The organism is Paenibacillus phytorum, from assembly GCF_013141715.1.
Taxonomy (GTDB): Bacteria; Bacillota; Bacilli; order Paenibacillales; family NBRC-103111; genus Paenibacillus_E; species Paenibacillus_E phytorum.
This window is the reverse complement of record NZ_WHOA01000122.1, coordinates 20,490-40,672: the sequence shown is the minus strand read 5'-3', so window position 1 is coordinate 40,672 and position 20,183 is coordinate 20,490. Positions and strand designations below refer to the sequence as shown.

Annotated in this window: 12 protein-coding genes; 11 read left to right on the top strand and 1 reads right to left on the bottom strand. The window is 47.2% G+C overall.

The window, feature by feature from the left end; genetic code table 11:
- The first annotated feature begins 13 nt into the window (after positions 1-13).
- The 7 genes from pxpB to GC098_RS18035 all read left to right on the top strand — a co-directional run bounded on the left by pxpB (position 14) and on the right by GC098_RS18035 (position 6,845).
- Positions 14-757: a 5-oxoprolinase subunit PxpB gene (pxpB, locus tag GC098_RS18065; RefSeq protein ID WP_246358685.1), complete on the top strand. Its 744-nt coding sequence runs from the start codon at positions 14-16 to the stop codon at positions 755-757.
- Positions 754-1,779: a 5-oxoprolinase subunit C family protein gene (locus GC098_RS18060; protein WP_171644556.1), complete on the top strand. Its 1,026-nt coding sequence runs from the start codon at positions 754-756 to the stop codon at positions 1,777-1,779. Before pxpB ends, GC098_RS18060 begins: the two co-directional genes overlap by 4 nt.
- Complete coding sequence (gene accB / locus GC098_RS18055; RefSeq protein ID WP_171644554.1) at positions 1,763-2,242, top strand: acetyl-CoA carboxylase biotin carboxyl carrier protein; 480 nt, start codon at positions 1,763-1,765, stop codon at positions 2,240-2,242. Before GC098_RS18060 ends, accB begins: the two co-directional genes overlap by 17 nt.
- Before the next feature lie 3 nt (positions 2,243-2,245).
- The gene (accC, locus tag GC098_RS18050; RefSeq protein WP_171644552.1) at positions 2,246-3,604 is read left to right on the top strand and encodes an acetyl-CoA carboxylase biotin carboxylase subunit; all 1,359 of its coding nucleotides are present in this window, start codon (positions 2,246-2,248) and stop codon (positions 3,602-3,604) included.
- Between the two features lie 300 nt (positions 3,605-3,904).
- Positions 3,905-4,120, top strand: a complete 216-nt coding sequence (locus GC098_RS41220; protein ID WP_312880191.1) for a nuclear transport factor 2 family protein — start codon at positions 3,905-3,907, stop codon at positions 4,118-4,120.
- A gap of 686 nt (positions 4,121-4,806) precedes the next feature.
- Positions 4,807-5,766, top strand: coding sequence for an alpha/beta fold hydrolase (locus GC098_RS18040; protein WP_171644550.1), 960 nt, complete (start codon positions 4,807-4,809; stop codon positions 5,764-5,766).
- Between the two features lie 38 nt (positions 5,767-5,804).
- Positions 5,805-6,845, top strand: coding sequence for an alpha/beta hydrolase family protein (locus GC098_RS18035; RefSeq protein WP_171644548.1), 1,041 nt, complete (start codon positions 5,805-5,807; stop codon positions 6,843-6,845).
- Between the two features lie 59 nt (positions 6,846-6,904).
- Here GC098_RS18035 and GC098_RS18030 read toward each other — a convergent pair whose 3' ends face one another.
- Positions 6,905-9,148, bottom strand: a complete 2,244-nt coding sequence (locus GC098_RS18030) for an AraC family transcriptional regulator (RefSeq protein ID WP_171644547.1) — start codon at positions 9,146-9,148, stop codon at positions 6,905-6,907.
- Positions 9,149-9,387: 239 nt separating this feature from the next.
- Here GC098_RS18030 and GC098_RS18025 point away from each other — a divergent pair, with 239 nt between their 5' ends.
- The 4 genes from GC098_RS18025 to GC098_RS18010 all read left to right on the top strand — a co-directional run bounded on the left by GC098_RS18025 (position 9,388) and on the right by GC098_RS18010 (position 20,178).
- A complete protein-coding gene (locus GC098_RS18025; RefSeq protein ID WP_171644545.1) occupies positions 9,388-10,278 on the top strand; it encodes a carbohydrate ABC transporter permease in 891 nt (296 codons plus the stop codon).
- Positions 10,279-10,335: 57 nt separating this feature from the next.
- The gene (locus GC098_RS18020; protein WP_171644543.1) at positions 10,336-11,892 is read left to right on the top strand and encodes an ABC transporter substrate-binding protein; all 1,557 of its coding nucleotides are present in this window, start codon (positions 10,336-10,338) and stop codon (positions 11,890-11,892) included.
- A gap of 79 nt (positions 11,893-11,971) precedes the next feature.
- Positions 11,972-12,892: an ABC transporter permease gene (locus tag GC098_RS18015; protein WP_171644541.1), complete on the top strand. Its 921-nt coding sequence runs from the start codon at positions 11,972-11,974 to the stop codon at positions 12,890-12,892.
- A gap of 116 nt (positions 12,893-13,008) precedes the next feature.
- Entirely contained in the window at positions 13,009-20,178 is a 7,170-nt protein-coding gene (locus GC098_RS18010; RefSeq protein ID WP_171644539.1) for a fibronectin type III domain-containing protein, read from the top strand.
- The last annotated feature ends 5 nt before the right edge of the window (positions 20,179-20,183 follow it).

The window sequence follows — 20,183 nt, the reverse complement described above, 5'->3', positions numbered from 1 at the left end:
AGGGGGTAACTCTATGGGAAATGGTGAATTCCGGATGAAGCTGTCCCCGCATGGGGAATCGGCGATTCGCATCGAATTGGGAGAAAGCATTGATGATGATATACATCGCAAGGTACACGGATTAAGAGATTACATCGAAAAGCATCCATTTCTAGGGATGATTGAATGTATTCCTGCTTTTGCGAGCGTTACTGTGTTGTATGATCCAATGAAGGTGAGGATTTTAAATGCAGACCACCGGGAGAGTAACAATCGCTCTTCATATGAAATAGTAGTCTCAATAATAGAGCAAATGGCGTCCAGCTTCGAAGTCTCCAACCATTATGAACCAAGGATTATGGAAATTCCGGTTTGCTATGGCGGGGAATTCGGACCGGATTTGGAAGATGTGGCAGCGCATAATAAGATCAAGCCGGATGAGGTCATTGAGATTCATTCCAGCGGCGAATATCTTGTTTATATGATCGGGTTTGCTCCAGGCTTTCCTTATTTAGGAGGGATGTCTGAGCGGATTTCGGCTCCCAGGCGGTCTTCTCCCCGCCAATCCATTCCGGAAGGGTCCGTAGGTATTGCAGGAATACAAACAGGTGTTTACCCGATCTCAACCCCGGGGGGCTGGCAGTTGATTGGCCGTACCCCATTGAAATTATTCCGTCCAAGCGACAATCCTCCAAGTCTCCTTCAATCAGGGGATATCGTAAAATTCCGTTCCATTTCCCTACAGGAATATGAGCTTTACAAGGGGGAGAGCCAATGAGTATGAAAGTGTTGCAGCCAGGTCTTCTTACCAGCATCCAAGATTTGGGTCGATACGGGTATCAAAAACACGGAGTCATTGTCAGTGGCGCCATGGATACGTACTCTCTTCGGATTGCCAATCTGCTGGTTGGTAATGAAGAGGGTGAAGCGGGATTAGAGATTACCTTAATGGGTCCTTCGTTTCTTATAGAGCAAGATACCCTATTGGCCATTACCGGCGGAGATTTATCGCCCAGCATCGACGAAGAGTCGATCCCGATGTGGAGACCTGTTTATATCAAGGGAGGAAGCGTGCTTCGGTTCGGAACATGCAAATCGGGATGCCGGTCTTATTTAGCGGTCGCGGGTGGATTTAACATTCCCGAAGTGATGGGCAGCAAGAGCACTTACTTGAGAGCTGGATTAGGAGGCTTTCACGGAAGAGCTTTAAAAGAGGCGGATGTGCTCGAGCTTAACAGGCCTTCGGAACAAGCAGTTCACACGATGAGAGGGTTGGAAGCGAAAGCCGGAGAGAGGCCGTTTGTACCAACCTCTTGGTATATAGAAAGAGGTTATATCCCGCAGGATAAAGGGCATACGATGGTCCGTGTGATGCGCGGCAGTCAGTTTGAGCTATTTGATGAAGACAGTGTGACTACTTTTTTAAATGAACCGTTTCAGGTTACACCCCAATCGGATCGTATGGGTTATCGATTGTCAGGTCCAGCGGTGAAGTTAAAGAGGCCGGTAGAAATGATTTCTGAAGCGGTATCCCTTGGAACCGTTCAAATTCCTCCCGATGGAAACCCGATCTTATTGTTAGCCGACAGGCAGACGGTAGGTGGGTATCCGAAAATTGCTCAGGTCGCTGCGGTTGATATTTCGATTATCGCCCAAATGAAGCCAGGGAAGAAATTAACCTTTCAAGAGATTACTGTAGAAGAGGCGGAAAGGCTTTATTTTGTTAGAGAAAAACATATTCAAAGTCTGAAGTTAAGAATGAAGTTAAAGGGGATTATTCGTCATGATAAAAATAAATGAGATCCGAGAAATGATTAAAATGGTTGAGGAGTCTACCATACAGAGATTCGAGCATGAGACGAGCCGGATCGTTATCGTAAAAAATGATTTGCATGCAGTAAAATCAACAGTCATCGAAGGTAAGACGGAAGAGGAAGAACGTCCTGTAAAACCAGCCGTTAGCTCGGATTCGGTTGAAGTCCTACAAGAAGTCCAGCATGAAATCCGACAAGATATCGAATTGCAAAAAATTACGTCTCCCACGGTAGGGACGTTTTATGCTACTTCGCAGCCGGGGGAGGATCCATTTGTAAAAATCGGCCAAAACGTCGTTTCTTCAACGGTGGTTTGTGTGTTGGAAGCGATGAAGCTGTTTAATGAGATTCGTGCCGGAGTCGAAGGGGAGATTGTAGAAATCTTGGTTAAGGAAGGCGACTTTGTTGAATTTGGCCAACCTCTGTTTTTAGTTAAAAAGGGGGATTAAGTGATGTTTAACAAAGTGTTGATTGCCAATAGAGGGGAAATCGCCGTACGGGTGATCAGAGCTTGCCGGGAAATGGGCATCGCTACAGTTGCCGTATATTCGGAAGCAGATCGGCAAGCGCTGCACGTGCAGCTCGCGGACGAGGCGTACTGCATTGGACCGACTGCTTCAAAGGACAGTTATTTGAATATGATAAATATTCTTACCGTGGCAACGTTTACCCAATCGGATGCAATTCATCCGGGGTATGGGTTTCTTTCGGAAAACGCTGATTTCGCTGGAATCTGCGAAGCGTCCGGGTTCACCTTTATAGGGCCAGATGCCGACGCGATTAAAAAAATGGGTGCCAAAGCCGTTGCCAGAGATACGATGAAACAAGCCGGCGTTCCTACGGTGCCCGGTACCGAAGGCATCATTGAAGATCTGGAGTCTGCCGTCAAGGTCGCTGGAGAGATAGGGTATCCCGTTATTGTGAAGGCAACGGCCGGCGGCGGCGGCAAAGGAATGAGGGTAGCTCGCAGCGAGGAAGAACTGATAACTTCCATTCGTCAGGCTCAGCAGGAAGCGGAAACGGCTTTCGGTAATTCAGGGGTGTATATAGAAAAGTATTTGGAAGAGCCGAGGCATGTAGAAATCCAAATTATGGCAGATAAATATGGGAATGTCGTATACCTTGGGGAACGGGACTGCTCGATTCAACGTCGTCATCAGAAACTGCTGGAAGAGGCGCCGTCGCCTGCCCTTGATCAAGCTTTGCGGGAGCAAATGGGGCGGGTAGCCGTTTTAGCCGCCAAAGCCGTCAATTATCATGGCGCTGGAACTGTGGAATTTCTTCTGGATCGACACGGCGGGTTTTATTTTATGGAGATGAATACCCGAATTCAAGTAGAGCATCCGGTAACAGAGCTCGTTACGGGAGTAGATTTAATTAAAGAGCAAGTTGCTGTGGCGGCAGGCGTTCCGCTCTCTTTTAGCCAAGAAGATATCGACATCAAGGGTTGGGCGATTGAATGTCGGATTAATGCAGAAAATCCTTACAACAATTTCATGCCGTCACCTGGGAAAGTGGAACAGTATAACCCGCCGGGTGGATTCGGAGTACGAATTGATAGTGCGGTTTATTCCGGCTATGAGATTTCTCCTTATTATGATTCTATGGTGGCGAAAGTGATAGTTTGGGGAAGAGATCGCCAGGAAGCGATTCAGAGAATGAAGCGGGCACTCGACGAATTTACTATAAAAGGGATTGTGACAACGATTCCATTTCACCAGAGATTGTTGGAGCATGAGATGTTTGTAAAAGGGGATTTTAATACGAAATTTTTGGAAATATACAATGTCATGGATATGGAAACCAGATAGTTCGTGCGAATGGTCTCGAACGATCTTCGTGCCTTGGCGAATTTGTGGATTTGCCAAGCTGCGGCTCACCGCTATGTGCCTCGTGCCGACCTCGGCTTGTATATAGCAATCGCAAAGGGTAATTGATAATCATTGAACGGAGAACAATAGTGAGGAGCTGCCGCGAAAGCAGCTTCTTTTAGATGTTCGTTGAATTAACGGGAGCATATGCTAACGAGTATTTGTCCCAAAATGGGTAATTATCTTGGTAAAATTTGGGCAGTAGAGTATGATAGACAGATATTAAAAGGAGGTTTTTTTGTGGATGAAACCAAAATCATTGCTTGTGAAGAACGTCTTCGGACAGCAATGCTATCCAGCAATGTGGAAGTGTTAGATGAACTGATTGCTGACGACCTTATCTTCGTCAATCATTTCGGACAAATTTTATCAAAAGAAACTGATATTGAAGCCCACCGTTCAGGAAAATTGAAAATTACTGGAATTGATATTTTAGACCAAAGAATTAGACTCTAGGATATGTTAGCCGTAACCGTTACACGAGTGACTTTAACTGGTACTTTCGGAACTCCATTTGAAGGCGAGTTCTGTTACACTCGTGTTTGGCAGTATCGTATTGGGAAATGGCAAATTGTCTCGGGTCATTGTAGTTCCGTAACGTGATGCTTCAGTCATTGTTCCTTTATAAGTAATCATAATAGGCTAATGGAACAAGAGTTAAATTAACCGCCTTTTTATCTCACGGCGTCGTGCCGTATACCTGCAGCTCAACAAAATGGTTGAATCCGTTTACGGAGCCTCCGCCGATCCAGAACCTCGCATACCTAGCCAAAACGGGCAGAAAGTTAACGGTCCTACCACGGCCTCGATATAATCGGATTAGCTCCTTCGCCATATGCGTCAATTGAGTAAAAGTAAAACTAGTAAAACGTTTGTTACCTTTGAGACTTTGAGTACGGCTAACATCATACCACTCCTCCCAAGATTCACGTTCAGGCTTATTGTAATGAATACTTCATGAACATGTAAGTCAATGTGCAAAAAGTGTACAGATGTACAAATTAGTATAGTTCTCTGCATTAAAAAATTCAGTTCTTTCAATAGAATGTGAAGTATACGGGGGATTGAGGCATAGACTACTATGAGATTAGGAAACCGGTCGTCCTATGTTTGATTCCATTGTATAAGGAGAAATGAAGAACATGCCAATCTTAGATATGCCATTAGAGCAGTTAAAGCAGTACGAAGGGCGCAATCCGAGGCCAACAGATTTTGAGGAGTACTGGAGTCGTGCGCTCGACGAAATGAAATCCGTTGACGCCAATGTTGAGCTGGTTGAAAGTAATTTCCAGGTACCGTTTGCGGACTGTTTCGATTTATATTTTACAGGTGTACGGGGGGCTAGAATTCATGCGAAATATGTCCGTCCGAAACATATCGCAGAGCCTCATCCGGCAATCATTCAGTTTCATGGCTATGCAGGAAACGCCGGAGATTGGGCCGATAAACTAATTTACGCTTCACTCGGGTTTTCTGTAATTGCAATGGACTGTCGCGGGCAAGGTGGATCATCGGAAGATACTGGCGGAATAAAAGGAACAACGCAGAGCGGTCACATCATTCGTGGGTTAAACGATACGCCTAATAATTTGTTGTTTAGACATATTTTTTTGGATGCGGCACAGCTGGCGGGAATCGTGATGGACTTGTCTGAAGTCGATGCGGATCGAGTTGGGGTCACTGGTATTTCTCAAGGTGGAGGGATTACATTAGCCTGTGCAGCGCTAGAACCGCGAATTAAGAAGCTTGCACCTGTCTATCCGTTTTTAAGTGACTACAAGCGGGTATGGGAGATGGACCAAGCCAAGGATGCTTATCAGGAGCTTAGAACTTTTTTTCGTTATTTTGATCCTCAACATACGAATGAGGAAGAGATCTTCACGAAGCTGGGTTATATTGATATTCAGCATTTAGCATCACGAATCAAAGGAGAAGTGTTGATGGGTGTTGGCTTAATGGACAGCATTTGTCCTCCCTCGACTCAGTTTGCCGCTTATAACAAGATAACTGCGAAAAAGAGACTCGAAATTTACCCTGACTTTGGTCATGAGGGACTGCCTGGACTCAATGATAAAATTCTCAAGTTCATGTTGGAGCTTTAACGTGTGAGTCCATTTTTCAAGAAAGAAGGGATACAATTTTGGCCTATGTATTATCTCAAATTAACCAAATGGGCATTCCGCCGCTTTTGCATAGGATTGAGAGTTATGAGCAGTGGATAGAGAAGCTGTCTGAAGTTCGCCGGATCTGGCTTGATTACATTGGTGAACTGCCTGCACGGGTACCTGTCCGAGTACAAGTCAAATCCCAGAGCAAGCAATCAAGCCATACTCGGTTTCATGTAGAATATGATACCGTTTATGGGGATAGAATTACCGCTTACATCCTTATTCCAGATGAAAATGTATCCAATCGTCCGAGGAATGCAGGTTACCCTGCTGTTATTGCGCTCCATTCGACAAATGAGCAAGGGAAAGATTTTATTGCTCTTTCTACTGGTGGGACAAATCGTATGTATGCCGTTGAACTGGTTGAGCGCGGTTATGTGGTGCTGGTCCCTGATGCACTGACTGCGGGTGAACGGATTTATCCGGGCAGAGCGGCATTTGAGAGTGAGCCTTTTTATGAACAGTATCCCGAGTGGTCAACAGTAGCCAAGAACTTAACAGATCACTTACAGGGCATTGATGTTTTATGTTCATTGGATTATGTAAATCCGAATGCCATTGGAGCGATCGGACATTCGTTTGGCGGTTATAACGCTTATTTTCTGGCTGGCATGGATGATCGAATTAAGGCTGTTGTTTCCAGCTGCGGGTTCAGTCCATTCACTGGCGATCCGCATCCGGAGCATTGGGGCTACCGGCCTTATCCATACACGCATATCCCGAAAGTTTCGGCGGATTTGCAGCAGGATCGGATCCCATTTGAATTTCACGAAATTGTAGCCTTATGCGCCCCTACGCCTTTTCTCAACTATGCGGGACAGGACGACCATATATTTCCTCATTGGAAATCGGTTGGGGAAGGGATGTTAGAACTCTCGAGGCTTTACCGATGGTTAGGTAAGGAAGACCGCTTTCAGTCCTACCTCGGGACGGGCGGACATGATTTTCCGGAGGAGATACGGATGCTAGCCTACCTGTTCCTGGATCAATGGTTGAAGAAGGAAGGCGAATAATAGATGTAACCACCAAAAAGGCTTACGCTTGTATCTTGCATGCGTAAGCCTTTTTGGTGTTAATATCCGTTATTTCGATATTCAGCTGGCGTAATTCCGGTATATTTTTTAAACACTTTATAGAAATAGGTACTGTTGTTATAGCCGGTCTTCTGTGAGATTTCCTCAATCGAGGCCTGCGTGGAAGCGAGAAACTCCTTTGCTCGCTCGATTCTGTATTCGTTCAAATAATCGGGGACCGACTGGTTGGCAAGCTTTTTGAAAATACGCCCCAGGTAGGCCGGGGACAAATCGAGAAGCTCTGCGATTTTAAATAATGACAATTCCCTGTCGGAGTAGTTTTGATGAATGATTTTATCAATGGATGCGATCAAGTTATCATGTTTTGAGCTTTTCTTGTCTTTGAAGCCCAGACAAAGCTGATCGATCAATTCGCAGAAATGATCGTGTACGTCTTGAAGCGTCTCCAGTTTATGCATGTAATGGATAAAGGAACTGAAATCGTAATCCATTGGTAGGCCAGAGTTCTTATCCATTTGGAGCGCCGTCGTACTAATTGAGAAGGCCAACTGATTAAATAACATGTTGTAAACGATATAGGAGGGAGGTTCGACGGCATGTACGATTTCACCGAACCATTTCTTAGACTCTTCCGATTTGCCAAGCTTAAGCGTCTCCAACATGTTATTCTCAAGAACAGCAGGATGGATGAACGGAGTGAGCGCTTGTGGACGATGCTGACGGCTGTGCAAAATGCAGCGGTAACCGTCTGTAAATTTGTATTTCAACTGCTGCAGCGCCTCTGTGTATAATTCGGATACTTCAACCAGGCTGTCGCCGGTTCTGCTGATGGAGGCGGACATCGAGATGCCAAGGTATTGCTCAGCTGAGTCTTGCACGTTTTTTACCGTGTCCAACCATGCGTGGTCATTCAGGAAGCTGCCATTTAGTAGAACCGCAATGGTCTTCTCGTCCATATCAATACATTCGCAGATGCCGACTTTAGCGAACAGTTCGGAAGCGATGTTCATCATGCCGTATTTGAGCAGCACGCGGTCTTCAAAGTGATACTGCTTGGAAAACGAATCAAAACGGTCGATCACGAAAAGAACGATCACATAGTCACTGGCCGGATCCATCGCGATATCGAATTCCTTGAGCTTGGTTTCTATATCAAGCGGTTTCTTAAACCCGCTATTATGAACTAGCTGCAGCAAGAAATTTTGCTTCAGTTTATGGTGATTATTGCGTTTTTCTTTCATCAGTACATTTAATTTGGAAATGACCTTCTCTATCGGTTTATAAAGCGTTTTCGTTAAGAAGAAGGAAATACTGAGCCCGATTAACAAAATGACGAAGCAAATAAGAAGAACGGTCTTCTTCATCAGTTCGACTTTTCCCATAATGGTGTCATAAGGAAGTACCCGGATGAAAAGCCAGTTGGTAACTTCATGTTTGGAGTACACAACTAACGATTTCACACCCTCCACCTCATCGACAAAATAATCGGATGCCTGATTGGCGGAAGCGGCCAATATTTTTTGCACATAGGGCTTATCCTTCAGATCTGCCAGGAAAGGCATCGAATCGGTGCTGGTCACCAGCGTGCCCTTGCTGTCGATGATGAACGTTGACCCATTTTTGTTCATATCAAGGCTTGTAATGGCTTCCTTCATCCATCGTTCGGGTACGTTAAGCATAATCATATTGTCGAGATCCTTGGATTGGCCTTGCAGATCATAGAAGACAAACGAGTACACATTGGCCGTTCTGACCTCCTGAAACGGAGTTTGAACGGGTATTTCCCGGGGAATAGGCGCCAGTCGTTTATAACTGCTGAAATGTTCGATCAGTTTGCGCGCGTCCGCATCGTAGAAATCGTCGAAACTCTGAATCGTATTGACGGAGGACAATGTGGCAGAGTAAAACGTTTTCGAGCTTTTGCTGTAAAGGTAGATGGAATCAATGAAATAGTTCATATTCAAATAAGCATTCAAGCGAATTAAAGCGGCGTTCGTCTCCACACTGCCTGGGGACGTATAGTGTAGGAGCTTATCGAACAAAGGATCGGCGTATATTTGAAGTGCGTAGCTGGTCGAGTTTTCGATCATCGATTTGGCACTGTAGCTCGTCTGGGACAAGCTGCTTTTCTCCGATGCATAAATGTTCGATAAGGCGATCTTCTCGAAGCTCGCGTAGAGCGTTGAGGACAAGGTCACAATGGTGAGGATGATGCAAACGATGAGCGAAAGAAAGATGTTGGCGTAAAGCTTATTGGATGTGCGAGACGCTGTGAGTTTCATCGTAAAGTCCATGCTCCTTCGTTATTCGGGATCGTTGCATTCATTATTATAATGAATAATTTGTAAACAGGTAAGTGCACGTACAAAAAGTGTAAAGCTGAACAAATTCGTTTAGTTGCTTTTCACAAAAGAATGCAGACTTTTCACCAGTTTGTGAAGTATACGGGGAACTTGATTGTAGTCTACTATGAAATTAGGAAACCGGTTGTCCTAAACAAAGCGAATTGATGGAGGGCTGCATGGAGAGTAAGCATACTGTAGAGAAATACGTGTTCCAAATCATCGGCTATTTCTTCATAACGCTGTTCGCAATTATGTGCTTGATTCCATTCCTAATGATTGTAATTGGATCAGTAACGGAGGAATCCCATATTATTAAAAACGGCTATAGCCTCATTCCGAGTGTACTTTCATTAGACGCCTACGAGTTTATCTTTAAAAATCCGAAGCAGATCATTTCCGCCTATCAAATTACGTTATTGGTCACGATCGTTGGTACGCTGATCGGACTGTTCATAACGGCGATGACGGCTTATGTTCTGCAGCGAAAAGACTTCAAGAACCGAAATGTATTTTCCTTCTATTTTTTCTTTACCACCTTATTTTCCGGTGGACTTGTGCCATGGTATATTTTGATCGTCAAGTATTTAGGGTGGAAGGATTCGCTCTTAGCCTTGATTGTGCCTGCTTTATTAAACGTGTTTTATATCATTATTATGAGAAGCTTCATTAGCTCCACGATCCCCGATGCGATTAGCGAATCGGCCAAGATGGACGGTGCCGGCGATTTCCGCATCTTTCTTTCCATCATACTGCCGCTGACCAAGCCGGCTCTGGCTACGATCGGCCTGTTCATTTCTCTCAATTATTGGAATGATTGGTATCATGCCACCTTGTTCATCAACAAAGAGAATCTGTATCCACTGCAATATTTTCTCTATAAAATCTTGAGCAGTATCGCCTTTGCCAACTCCTCGGTTGCTTCGCAGGGTTCTGTCGTTATGGATACACCGAAGGAATCCTTCAAGCTGGCCATGACGGTGATCGCGACGGGACCGATCGTTCTGCTTTATCCTTTTGTTCAAAAGTATTTTATACAAGGTATTACGATTGGCTCGGTCAAAGGATGACTCCGGCTTTAGCCGTTGATCATAGATGAGTGAACAAGATCAGGGGAGGTTTTATCAATGAAACATGTAAAGACGCTGATGGCTGTCAGCTTGGCTACAGTTATGCTTATGGCAGGCTGCTCGACGAACTCGAGTCAAGGAACGGCATCGCCTAAACCGACAGCAAGTACGAGTAAAGAAACAGCATCAAACAAACCGGATATTTCCAAAGAAGTGAAGCTTAAAATGTACCTGATCGGGGATCAGCCCAAGGACATCGGGCTTGTCTATGACGAAGTCAATAAAATGCTGAAACGTGATATTAACGCTACGGTAGAGCCTATTTTCTTGTCTTGGGGCGATTACCTGCAGAAGTATCCGCTGCTTTTTGCAACGGGTGAAGACTTCGATTTGGTTTTCTCAGCGAACTGGATCAAGTATGGCGAGCAAGCGATTAAAGGGGCATTCCTTGAGCTTACGCCGGATCTGTTAAATAAATATGCACCGCAGACGATGAAGGAAATGCCGAAAGAAGCCTGGGAGCAGGCAAAGGTGCAGAATAAAATGTATATGATGCCTGCCTCGACCAAAGATTTCTCAATGTCGGTTGTCGGCGTCAGAGGGGATTTGAGAGCGAAGTACAACATCCCAGAACTGAAAACGATCAATGATTTCGAGAAATATTTAGAAGCTATTTCCAAAAACGAGCCAAACATGGTGCCTTTCGATGAAAGTATAAATGCTAATGCGATGTTCGACTTCATGGTCGGCACCGAATTCACGCCAAAGGTCATTATTGGTAATTCACTCGTTTCAATCGACCTAAAAGATAAGTCCGGGAAGCTGATTGACATTGTGCAAACTCCGCAATATTTGGAATTTGCGAAGAAAATGGCGGATTGGAACAAGAAAGGCTACTGGTCCCAAAATGCTCTGCTCAATAAGACACCAGTCAAAGATTCGTTCCTTGCCGGCAAAAGTGCCTCGATGGCCGGAAACATTCAGGATATGGGTCTAGGTGTAACGGCAGCGAATCAAAAACATCCTGAATGGAAAGTTGAGCTCTTCGATCTCTACAACGGCAAGGCGACCTATGTGAATCCGTATATCGGCAATGGGATGTCGATCAACGCAAATGCCAAAAACCCGGAGAGAGCTTTGATGATGCTCGATTTATTCCGGAACAACGAGGATTATTTTAACCTTACGACTTACGGCATCAAGGGCAAACATTACGAGTTGACGGCGGACAAAAAAATACAGGCTCTGGGCGGAACTGATTCCGGCTACAAGATTGATTCCGGTTCACCTTGGGGCTGGAGAACAGAAGGGCTGATTAAGCCGCTTGCCGATCAACCGAAAGAGGTTGCAGCCATTAAAGCAGCTTGGACGAAAACTGCGATTACGAATCCGCTGCTTAACTTTGTGTTCGATACGACGAATGTGAAGAATGAATTGGCAGCGCTCAAAAGCGTTAGGGATCAATACCGGAATCCAATTAATCTTGGTGTCATGAATGATTCGGTGGAAGCCGTCGTCAAGACGCTCAACACCAAATATAAAGAAGCGGGTCTGGATAAAGTGATCACCGAAGCACAGAAACAGCTTGACGAATATGTAAAGAATAATAAATAACGTTTAAGAAAGGACGAGAGAGGCTGCGGTGATCATGCAACAGTCACTCTCGTTTTTCTATTATCAGGAGGAGATTCTTATGCATACGAAAGGTTTACTAGGCGATTTGCGGAAAAATCGCACGCTGTATCTGATGATATTACCAGCGTTTTTATTTTTTCTTATTTTCTGTTATTTCCCGATGGCGGGAATGGTGGTTGCCTTTAAAGCTTATTCTTACAAGGATGGTATCTTTGGCAGCCCATGGGTCGGTCTGGCTAATTTCGATTTCTTCCTTCATTCGGGCAAAGCTTTCCTGGTTACGAAAAATACGATCGTTTACAACTTCCTGTTCATGATTGTGAATAATGTGCTGGAAATTAGTATCGCCATTGTTTTATTCGAGCTGGCAGGCAAATACATCAAGAAGTTTTTGCAGTCGGTGATTTTTCTGCCTTATTTCATTTCATGGGTCGTAGCCGGAGCAATTGTCTATAATTTTCTCAATTATGAGTTCGGTGCGGTGAATACGTTCTTGAAGTCGCTCGGCTTCACACCGGTAAACTTCTATAATAATCCGGAATTGTGGCCTTTTATTTTGATCTTTTTTAGCGCATGGAAGTCGGTGGGATATGGAACTGTCATCTATCTTGCGAGCATCGCCGGGATTGATCCGGAAATGTATGAAGCGGCCAAAATCGACGGAGCGAACATCCTTCAGCGGATCATCCATATTACCATCCCCTCCATCATTCCGACGATGATCATTCTGGTGTTGCTTAAAGTCAGCCAAATTGCGAGAGGCGACTTCGGCTTGTTCTACCAGCTGATCGGGAATAACGGACTGTTATACGATAAAACGGATATTATCGACACTTTCTCATTTCGGGCGCTTCTCGATTTGCAGGAATTCGGCATGGCGGCGGCAGTCGGCTTATACCAGTCCATCCTTTGCTTCCTCATTATTCTGATCACGAATGAATCCGTAAAAAGATTCAAAAAAGAAAGCGCCTTATTCTAAGAGAAGGTTGCGATGAAAGGGGGGATGTTCGATATTTTAAAATGGTAAATTATGGATTGAAAGGATTGGATGTAAGGATATTTGTAAGTTGAAAAGGGAGCTGATTATTAACAATGATGGTCCGGAATTCAAATCGTAAACTCGCACTTATTATGGTATTTGTCATGATTTTTGGTTGTTTCAGTGCTTTGCCGTTTGCCCGTCTTCCCGTTGCGGAAGCGGCTGAGGGATGGCCAGCTTCGGTATTATCGGGGACCAATATGCCGTTCGGCCCGGTAGATTCCCTTGTCACGACGCAAAATCCGCCCGACTTTAGATGGCCTGCTGTTAGCGGGGCCGATAATTACGATCTGCAGGTTAGCCGCAGCTCTACAGTAGCTAATGTTGTATATGAACAAGAAACACTAACGTCGAATTTCTACAATTTTAATCATGTATTTGACGCTGGTACCTGGTATTGGCGCGTCCGATTTCACAAACCGGCCTCTGGCTGGTCAGAATGGAGCGACATTCGAAAATTCCGGATTGAGGAGCAGAATGTCCCGTTTGTGGTTCCTTCCATCGATCAGTTATTGAGCAATATCAGCCCCACGCATCCGCGCATCTGGGCGAATTCATCGACGCTTGCCGATTTTCGAAATCTGCGATTTACGGTCGGAAAAGATATGTTTCAAAGGATAAGTCAGTCGGTGAATGCCAATTTATGTACGACGACTACCCAGGATCCGCATCGATGCGACTTGATCGAACCGAGCTTTCCCTATCCGGCTAGCTATAATCATAGTGCTCCTGAATTTGTAGCCTCACAACGTGTCCTCCGTACTTATTCGGAAGCGGCTATCAATAAGATGTTTAATGCCGCATTTATTTACTTCCTGACGGGTTCCCCGGAAATTGGTCAGTACGCGAAAGCCCGTCTGCTCGACCTCTCCGGCTGGAATCCGGACGGAACAACGAGTTACTTCATTCATGATCAGGTACATAGGCTCATCGCGTTAGATTCAGCTATTGCCTACGACTGGCTGAGCGATTTGCTTTCACCCTCGGAGAGACAGACGGTACTAAATATGGTGAAAGTGCGCACTCAGACGCTGGTGAATGAAGTCGTTATCAAATACCCGATTCAGAGTAAACCTTATGATTCACACGGTTGGACGGCATTCGGATTTGTCGGCATCATCGCAACAGCTCTGCTGAACGATATACCGGAAGCCGAAACTTGGTTTCGGCAAGTTGTCCCTGCGTATATCAATATTTTGCCTCCGTGGGGCGGGGAGGACGGAGGTTGGTCACAGGGCACTGGTTATTGGCAATGGTCATCTACGGTCCAGAAGCAGTTTATGGACGTCATCCTGAGCGCAAGCAGTTTTAATCTCTATGATAAAGCTTATTCGCGAAACGAAGGTTTGTATCCGCTCTATGCGTTTCCGAAAGGCAGCCCGAAAGGGATTTTTGGAGACGATAGTGAATACGCCCCAGGCTCACCCAGTGTGACAGTATACAACCGTCTCGCGCAAATGTACAACGACCCCCGGATGAAATGGGCGGCCGGAGCCATTGGTACGGGCTTGAACGGGGAATTGAGCAACTACTTTTACGGGGACGACAATCTGGAAGCGAGACCCCCGGTTGATTTGCCGGACTCCAAGTGGTTTCAGGACATCGGTCTTGTGACTATGCATTCGAAATTATACGATCCCGATAGCGTGTCGCTCTATTTCAAATCGAGCCCATTTGGCACCTACAACCATAGTCTTGCGGATCAGAATGGTCTCATTGTCAACGCCTTCGGCGAATCGCTTGCTGTCGAGAGTGGTTTTTATGACTACTACGGTAGCGATCACAATACAAACTATACGAAACAGACGTTTGCCACTAATGCAATTACGGTTGACGGGAAGCAGGGACAGCCGATCGACAATATCGATGCGGACGGCAAGATCATGAGCTTCGTCACGCATCCGGATTTTGATGCAACGAGCGGCGATGCCGCCGGCGCCTATGCAGGTAAGCTGAATAAGGCGAACCGAAGTATCGTTTATGTCAGACCCGATATGTTCGTCGTCATTGATCAGCTCCAGTCGGCTAATCCGCAGGGCTCGGAATTCGAATGGCGCCTCCATGCCGATAATCAAATGGATCTCGACGCCGATCAGGCGGGCGCGACGATTTGGAAGAAAGAAGCCGGCTTGAAAGTCCGTTTCCAGGCGCCTCAGGGGCTTAGAACGACGTTTGAGGATCAATATTTGGACGCGGCCGGAGTGGAAAGGAAACCGAATAAAGACTCGGTTTATGCAGACAAAAAGCAGCTGCATGCGGCTTTCATTACGCCGAAAACGAATGCGACCACTTTTGTTTCTACAATGGAAGCCTTTAAGCAGGGGACAGAGCCTCAGAATGTGGTCTCGGAGAATCACGGAACTTATACGAAACTTTCGTTCGAAGATGGTTCAGTCGTCTACGTGCGAACAACCTCGGGCGGGGAAGTGGACACAAGCGGCATTCGATTCAACGGAACCGCCGTGGCAGTGAAGGGAAGTACGGTACTGCTCGTAGACGGTACGAAGCTTGTGAAAGACGGCGTCACCCTTATCCAGAGCAGTCAGCCTGCGACGGTAGTTTACGGCGGCGATCAATTATCCGTGTCAAGTCCGTCGGATACACAGGTAGATGTAAATGTGCCTGGAACCACACGTTTGCGTGATGCAGACAGCGGCCGGGACATCCCGAGCGGCGGATTGGTCTCGGAAGCAATGGGATTGCGGGGCGTGCATTGGAGTGCTGCAGGGAACACCATTACCCTTAATGTCGAGAAAGGACAGCATGCGTTCAAGCTCGGCAATGCGCCGATGCCGCAAGCGATGGCTCCCGTAACCTTTCAAACCGATTTCGACGGGGTGCAGGGGCAGGCGGCGCTTAAGGTGTACAGCGATAAGGAAGGGATTCCCGTCGCTTGGGGCAAACTAGGGAATACATCGGGTTTGTACCACGTAGTGGAAGCGCCTCCAGGTTTTATTTTTGAAAAGCACGGCCATCCGAAAGATCTTTACCTCGAAGCGAATGCCAACATTATCATCCGGGGGGACCTTAGCACCGTAAAACTGAGCAAGGTCGGAGGCAGTAATTTTGCGGATGCGGATTCATGGACAGACCCGGACGCGATGAGGAACCAGCTATCCTTTGACTGGATTGAAGCGGAGTCCTATACGGATGCGGATCCAGGAATCAGCACCTATACGACAAGGCCGTTCTTGTCCGGCGGGAAGGGCTTGGGTAACTGGAATCAGTTGGGACAGAAAGTCCAGTGGAGCTTTAACGTTCCGAAGGCAGGTACCTACGACCTTGTGCTCAAGTATGTCGCTGGCTTTGGGCTGAATCCTGGGGAGCTCACGAGCAGAAGCATCATGATCGGAAATAATGCGACAGCCTTTCAGGCCCCGACGACCTTTGATTACGGGACGAAGCCGGAATATTGGAGAGGGCTCCGGGTCAAGCTGGGGCAGCAGCTGGCGCCAGGACCGATCGACATTACGATGTGGAGCGATATGGGCCCCATGAATCTGGACTGGATCGGCCTTATCGAGCGGAAAAGCGATGAGGAGCGTCCGACAACGCCGAGCGGGGTGCATCTTATTTCGCAGACGGATACGACGGTTACCATCGGTTGGAGTGCTTCGACGGACAATGCTGCCGTAAAGGAATACGCTGTGTATGCAAACGGTGTTTTGAAAACCGTCGTTCCGAGCGATACTGTGACTGCGACGATTACGGGTCTCTCAGTTGGAAATACATTTGCCATCACAATTGTAGCAGTGGATACGAGCAATAATCGGTCGCTGGTAAGTGATGTCTTGAATGTATTGACCCAAGACACTTCAGCCCCTACATGGGGGGGGGCGGCTTCACTACGGCCGGAGCATCTGTTCCCGAATTCAGCAAGATTTGTGTGGGATCAGGCGACGGACAATTCGGGCACCGTAATGACGTACTCGATCTATAAGAAGGATGGCGTACAATCGTCCTTCGTGAAGGTGGGTACGGTGAGTGGAAGTGTTTATGGCTATGACGTAACGGGTCTGCAACCGGGGAGCACGTATACGTTCCGGGTTCAGGCAACGGATGCGCTGGGCAACGAATCGGCGGATGGCCCGAGCAAGACGGTAACGCTGCCTGCGGCAGGCGGCAGCGGCGACTATTATGAATCATTTGACGACAGATCGACGGGGGAAATGAGTTCTGGCGGTAACTGGACGGTGACTACGAACAGCGGAACGTCGGTCTCGATCGTGCCGTCGCCGGCTTCGATTGGCAACGCGCTCCAGTTGATGGATAGCTACGCAACATCGGATAGTGACTATACGGAAAGCCCGATTGTTATAAGAAATAATGCGGCTATAAGTGGTAAGGTCACATTCGAAACCAAATTTATGTTTAATAGGGTAAACAGTGACATCGGCAATTTCGAGCTCAAGCTGCGCGGTTCCGGGACGGATGTCGTGCGGTTCAACGGCTTCTCAGACGGCACAATCGGCTACTGGAATATGATAGGTGGCACCAATACGCCTGTCAAAATTCCGAATGCCACCGGCTTCACGCTTCCACGCGATCAGTGGATCACGCTCCGCTTCGATCTGGATACGGCTGCGAAGACGTATGACATTACGATGCAGGCGGAAGCCTTCAAAATCTACAACGGAACGGTGGCTGTTCCCGGCAAGCTGGATAAGAAAACCGGCATTTATCAGGTTAGCGGGATTCCGTTTTATAACAACAATACGACGGCAACGGCGATCGATTCCTTCCGCTTCAGTTCGTTCCGTTACACAAGCAAATTCTTGCTGGATTATGTGACGTTGTACAAGACATCTTTGGCTGATACAACGGCTCCTGCATGGGGCGGAGCAGCCTCGATTCAACCGGTTTATCTGTTCCCGAATGCTGCTAGATTTACATGGGATCAGGCAACCGACAACTCAGGTACGGTAGCATCGTATTCGATTTATCGAAAGGAAGGAGCACAATCGTCCTTCGTGAAAGCTGCAACGGTGAGCGGCAGTACGTACGCGTATGATTTGACGGGTCTACAGCCGGGAGGCACTTATACGTTCCGTGTTCAGGCTGTAGATGCACAGGGCAACGAATCGATCGACGGCCCGAGTACGACGGTTACGCTTCCTACAGCAGGCAGCAGCGGCGTATACTATGATTCCTTTGACGATTGGACGACAGGAAACGTATCGAATGGCAACAACTGGACGGTGAGTACGAATAGCGGGACGTCCGTATCGGTCGTATCTTCGCCGGATGGTGTGGGTAAAGCACTACAGCTGCTGGACAATTACGCTTTATCGGACAGCGATTATACAGAAAGTCCGGTTGCGTTGAGAGCAAATGCTGCGCTTGGCGGCAAGCTCTCGTTCGAAACCAAATTCATGTTCAACAAGGTGAATAGCGATATCGCGAATTTCGATCTGAAGCTGCGCAATGCCGGAACCGATGTCGTACGGTTCAACGGCTTCTCGGATGGCACATTCGGCTACTGGAAGATGATCGGCGGCACCAATACGACCGTCAAAATTCCGAAAGCCGCTGGCCTTGCACTTCCACGGGATCAGTGGATCACGCTTCGCTTTGATATGGATATGGCTGCGAAGACATATGACATTATCATGCAGGCTGACGTTTTTAAAAGTTACACCGGTACGGTGGATACTCCGGGCATCCTGGATAAAACGAACGGTACTTATCGTATCAACGGCATACCGTTCTATAACAACAATACGACGGCAACGTCCATTGATTCCTTCCGCTTTAGTACATCACGCTTTACGAGTAAAATTTTGTTCGATTATGTCACGCTATATAAGAATGCCGTGGCTCCAGCGGATGCAACCTTTACGGCAGATAAGACAGCGCCGACCAACACGGATGTCATTGTGGCGATCCACTACCCTGCCGATGCAGTGGTAAAAGAATATAAGATCGGCCAAACAGGTTTATGGACGGCTTACACAGCACCTATCGTTCTTTCCGGCAATAACACGGTGTTTGCTAGAGGAACGTCTGCTGATGGCAAAGTGTCTAACGTTACAAGCTATATAGTAAGCAATATTGATCGTACAGCTCCGGTTACAAGCGCGAGTGTATCTCCTACGCAACCGGACGGTCCGAACGGGACATACGTGAATCCGGTCACGGTCACCTTGATCGGTAGCGACAGTTTATCGGGTGTGGGCAAAACCGAGTTGAGCCTGGACAACGGGACTTCCTGGCAGTTGTATACGACACCTGTTACGTTTGACAAAAAAGGCACCTACAGCCTGCTCTACAAGGCTACAGATCAAGCGGGAAATGTCGAGCTTCCTCAGCAGTTGGGCTTTATACTCGCAACGACGGCTGTCAAGGTGCAGCTCAAGGACAGCAACGGAAATCCGCTTAGCGGCGGCAATGTGATGTATTATGACGGCGGCTGGAAAGGTTTCGGCATCACCGACGCTTCCGGATCGGTAAGTAAATCGCTGCCGAACAAGTCCTATACATTCGGGTTGACGTATGAAGGAACACGCAACGAGAAGGTGCAAAATACCGGTACCGACGCCGTCGTCGTCTTCCAGACGGTGAACGTCAAGGTGCAGCTGAAGGACAGCCAAGCGAATCCGCTTGATGGCGGTGAGGGCTCTTATTATGCTGGCAGCTGGCGGACGATTGGCAGCACAAGCAGCGGAGTGGTCAGCAAGGAACTGCTGCCCGGATCTTACACATTTGCGATGACATACGAAGGCATATACAAGGAGAAGGTGCAGGATACGTCGACGAACGTCGTCGTTGGCTTCCAAACGGTGAGTGTCAAGCTTCAGCTGAAGGACAGTCAAGGGAATCAGCTTGATGGAGGTGCGGCCTCCTATTATGCAGGCAGTTGGCGGACAATCGGCAGCACAAGCAGAGGCGAGGTCAGCAAGGAGCTGCTGCCCGGGTCCTACACATTTGCGATGACTTACGAAGGCACATACAAGGAGAAGGTGCAGGATACGTCGACGAACGCTATTATTGGCTTCCAGACGGTGAAGGTCAAGGTGGAGCTGAAGGACAGTCAAGGGAATCCACTTGACGGAGGTGTGGCCGCCTATTATGCAGGCAGTTGGCGGACGATCGGAAGCACAAGCGGCGGCGAGGTCAGCAAAGAGCTGCTGCCCGGCTCTTATACGTTCGGGATCTCTTACCTGGGGACACACAAGGAAAGCGTGACCGATACCTCGTCCAATCCAACGGTAGTTTTTCAGCAGTAAGTAAA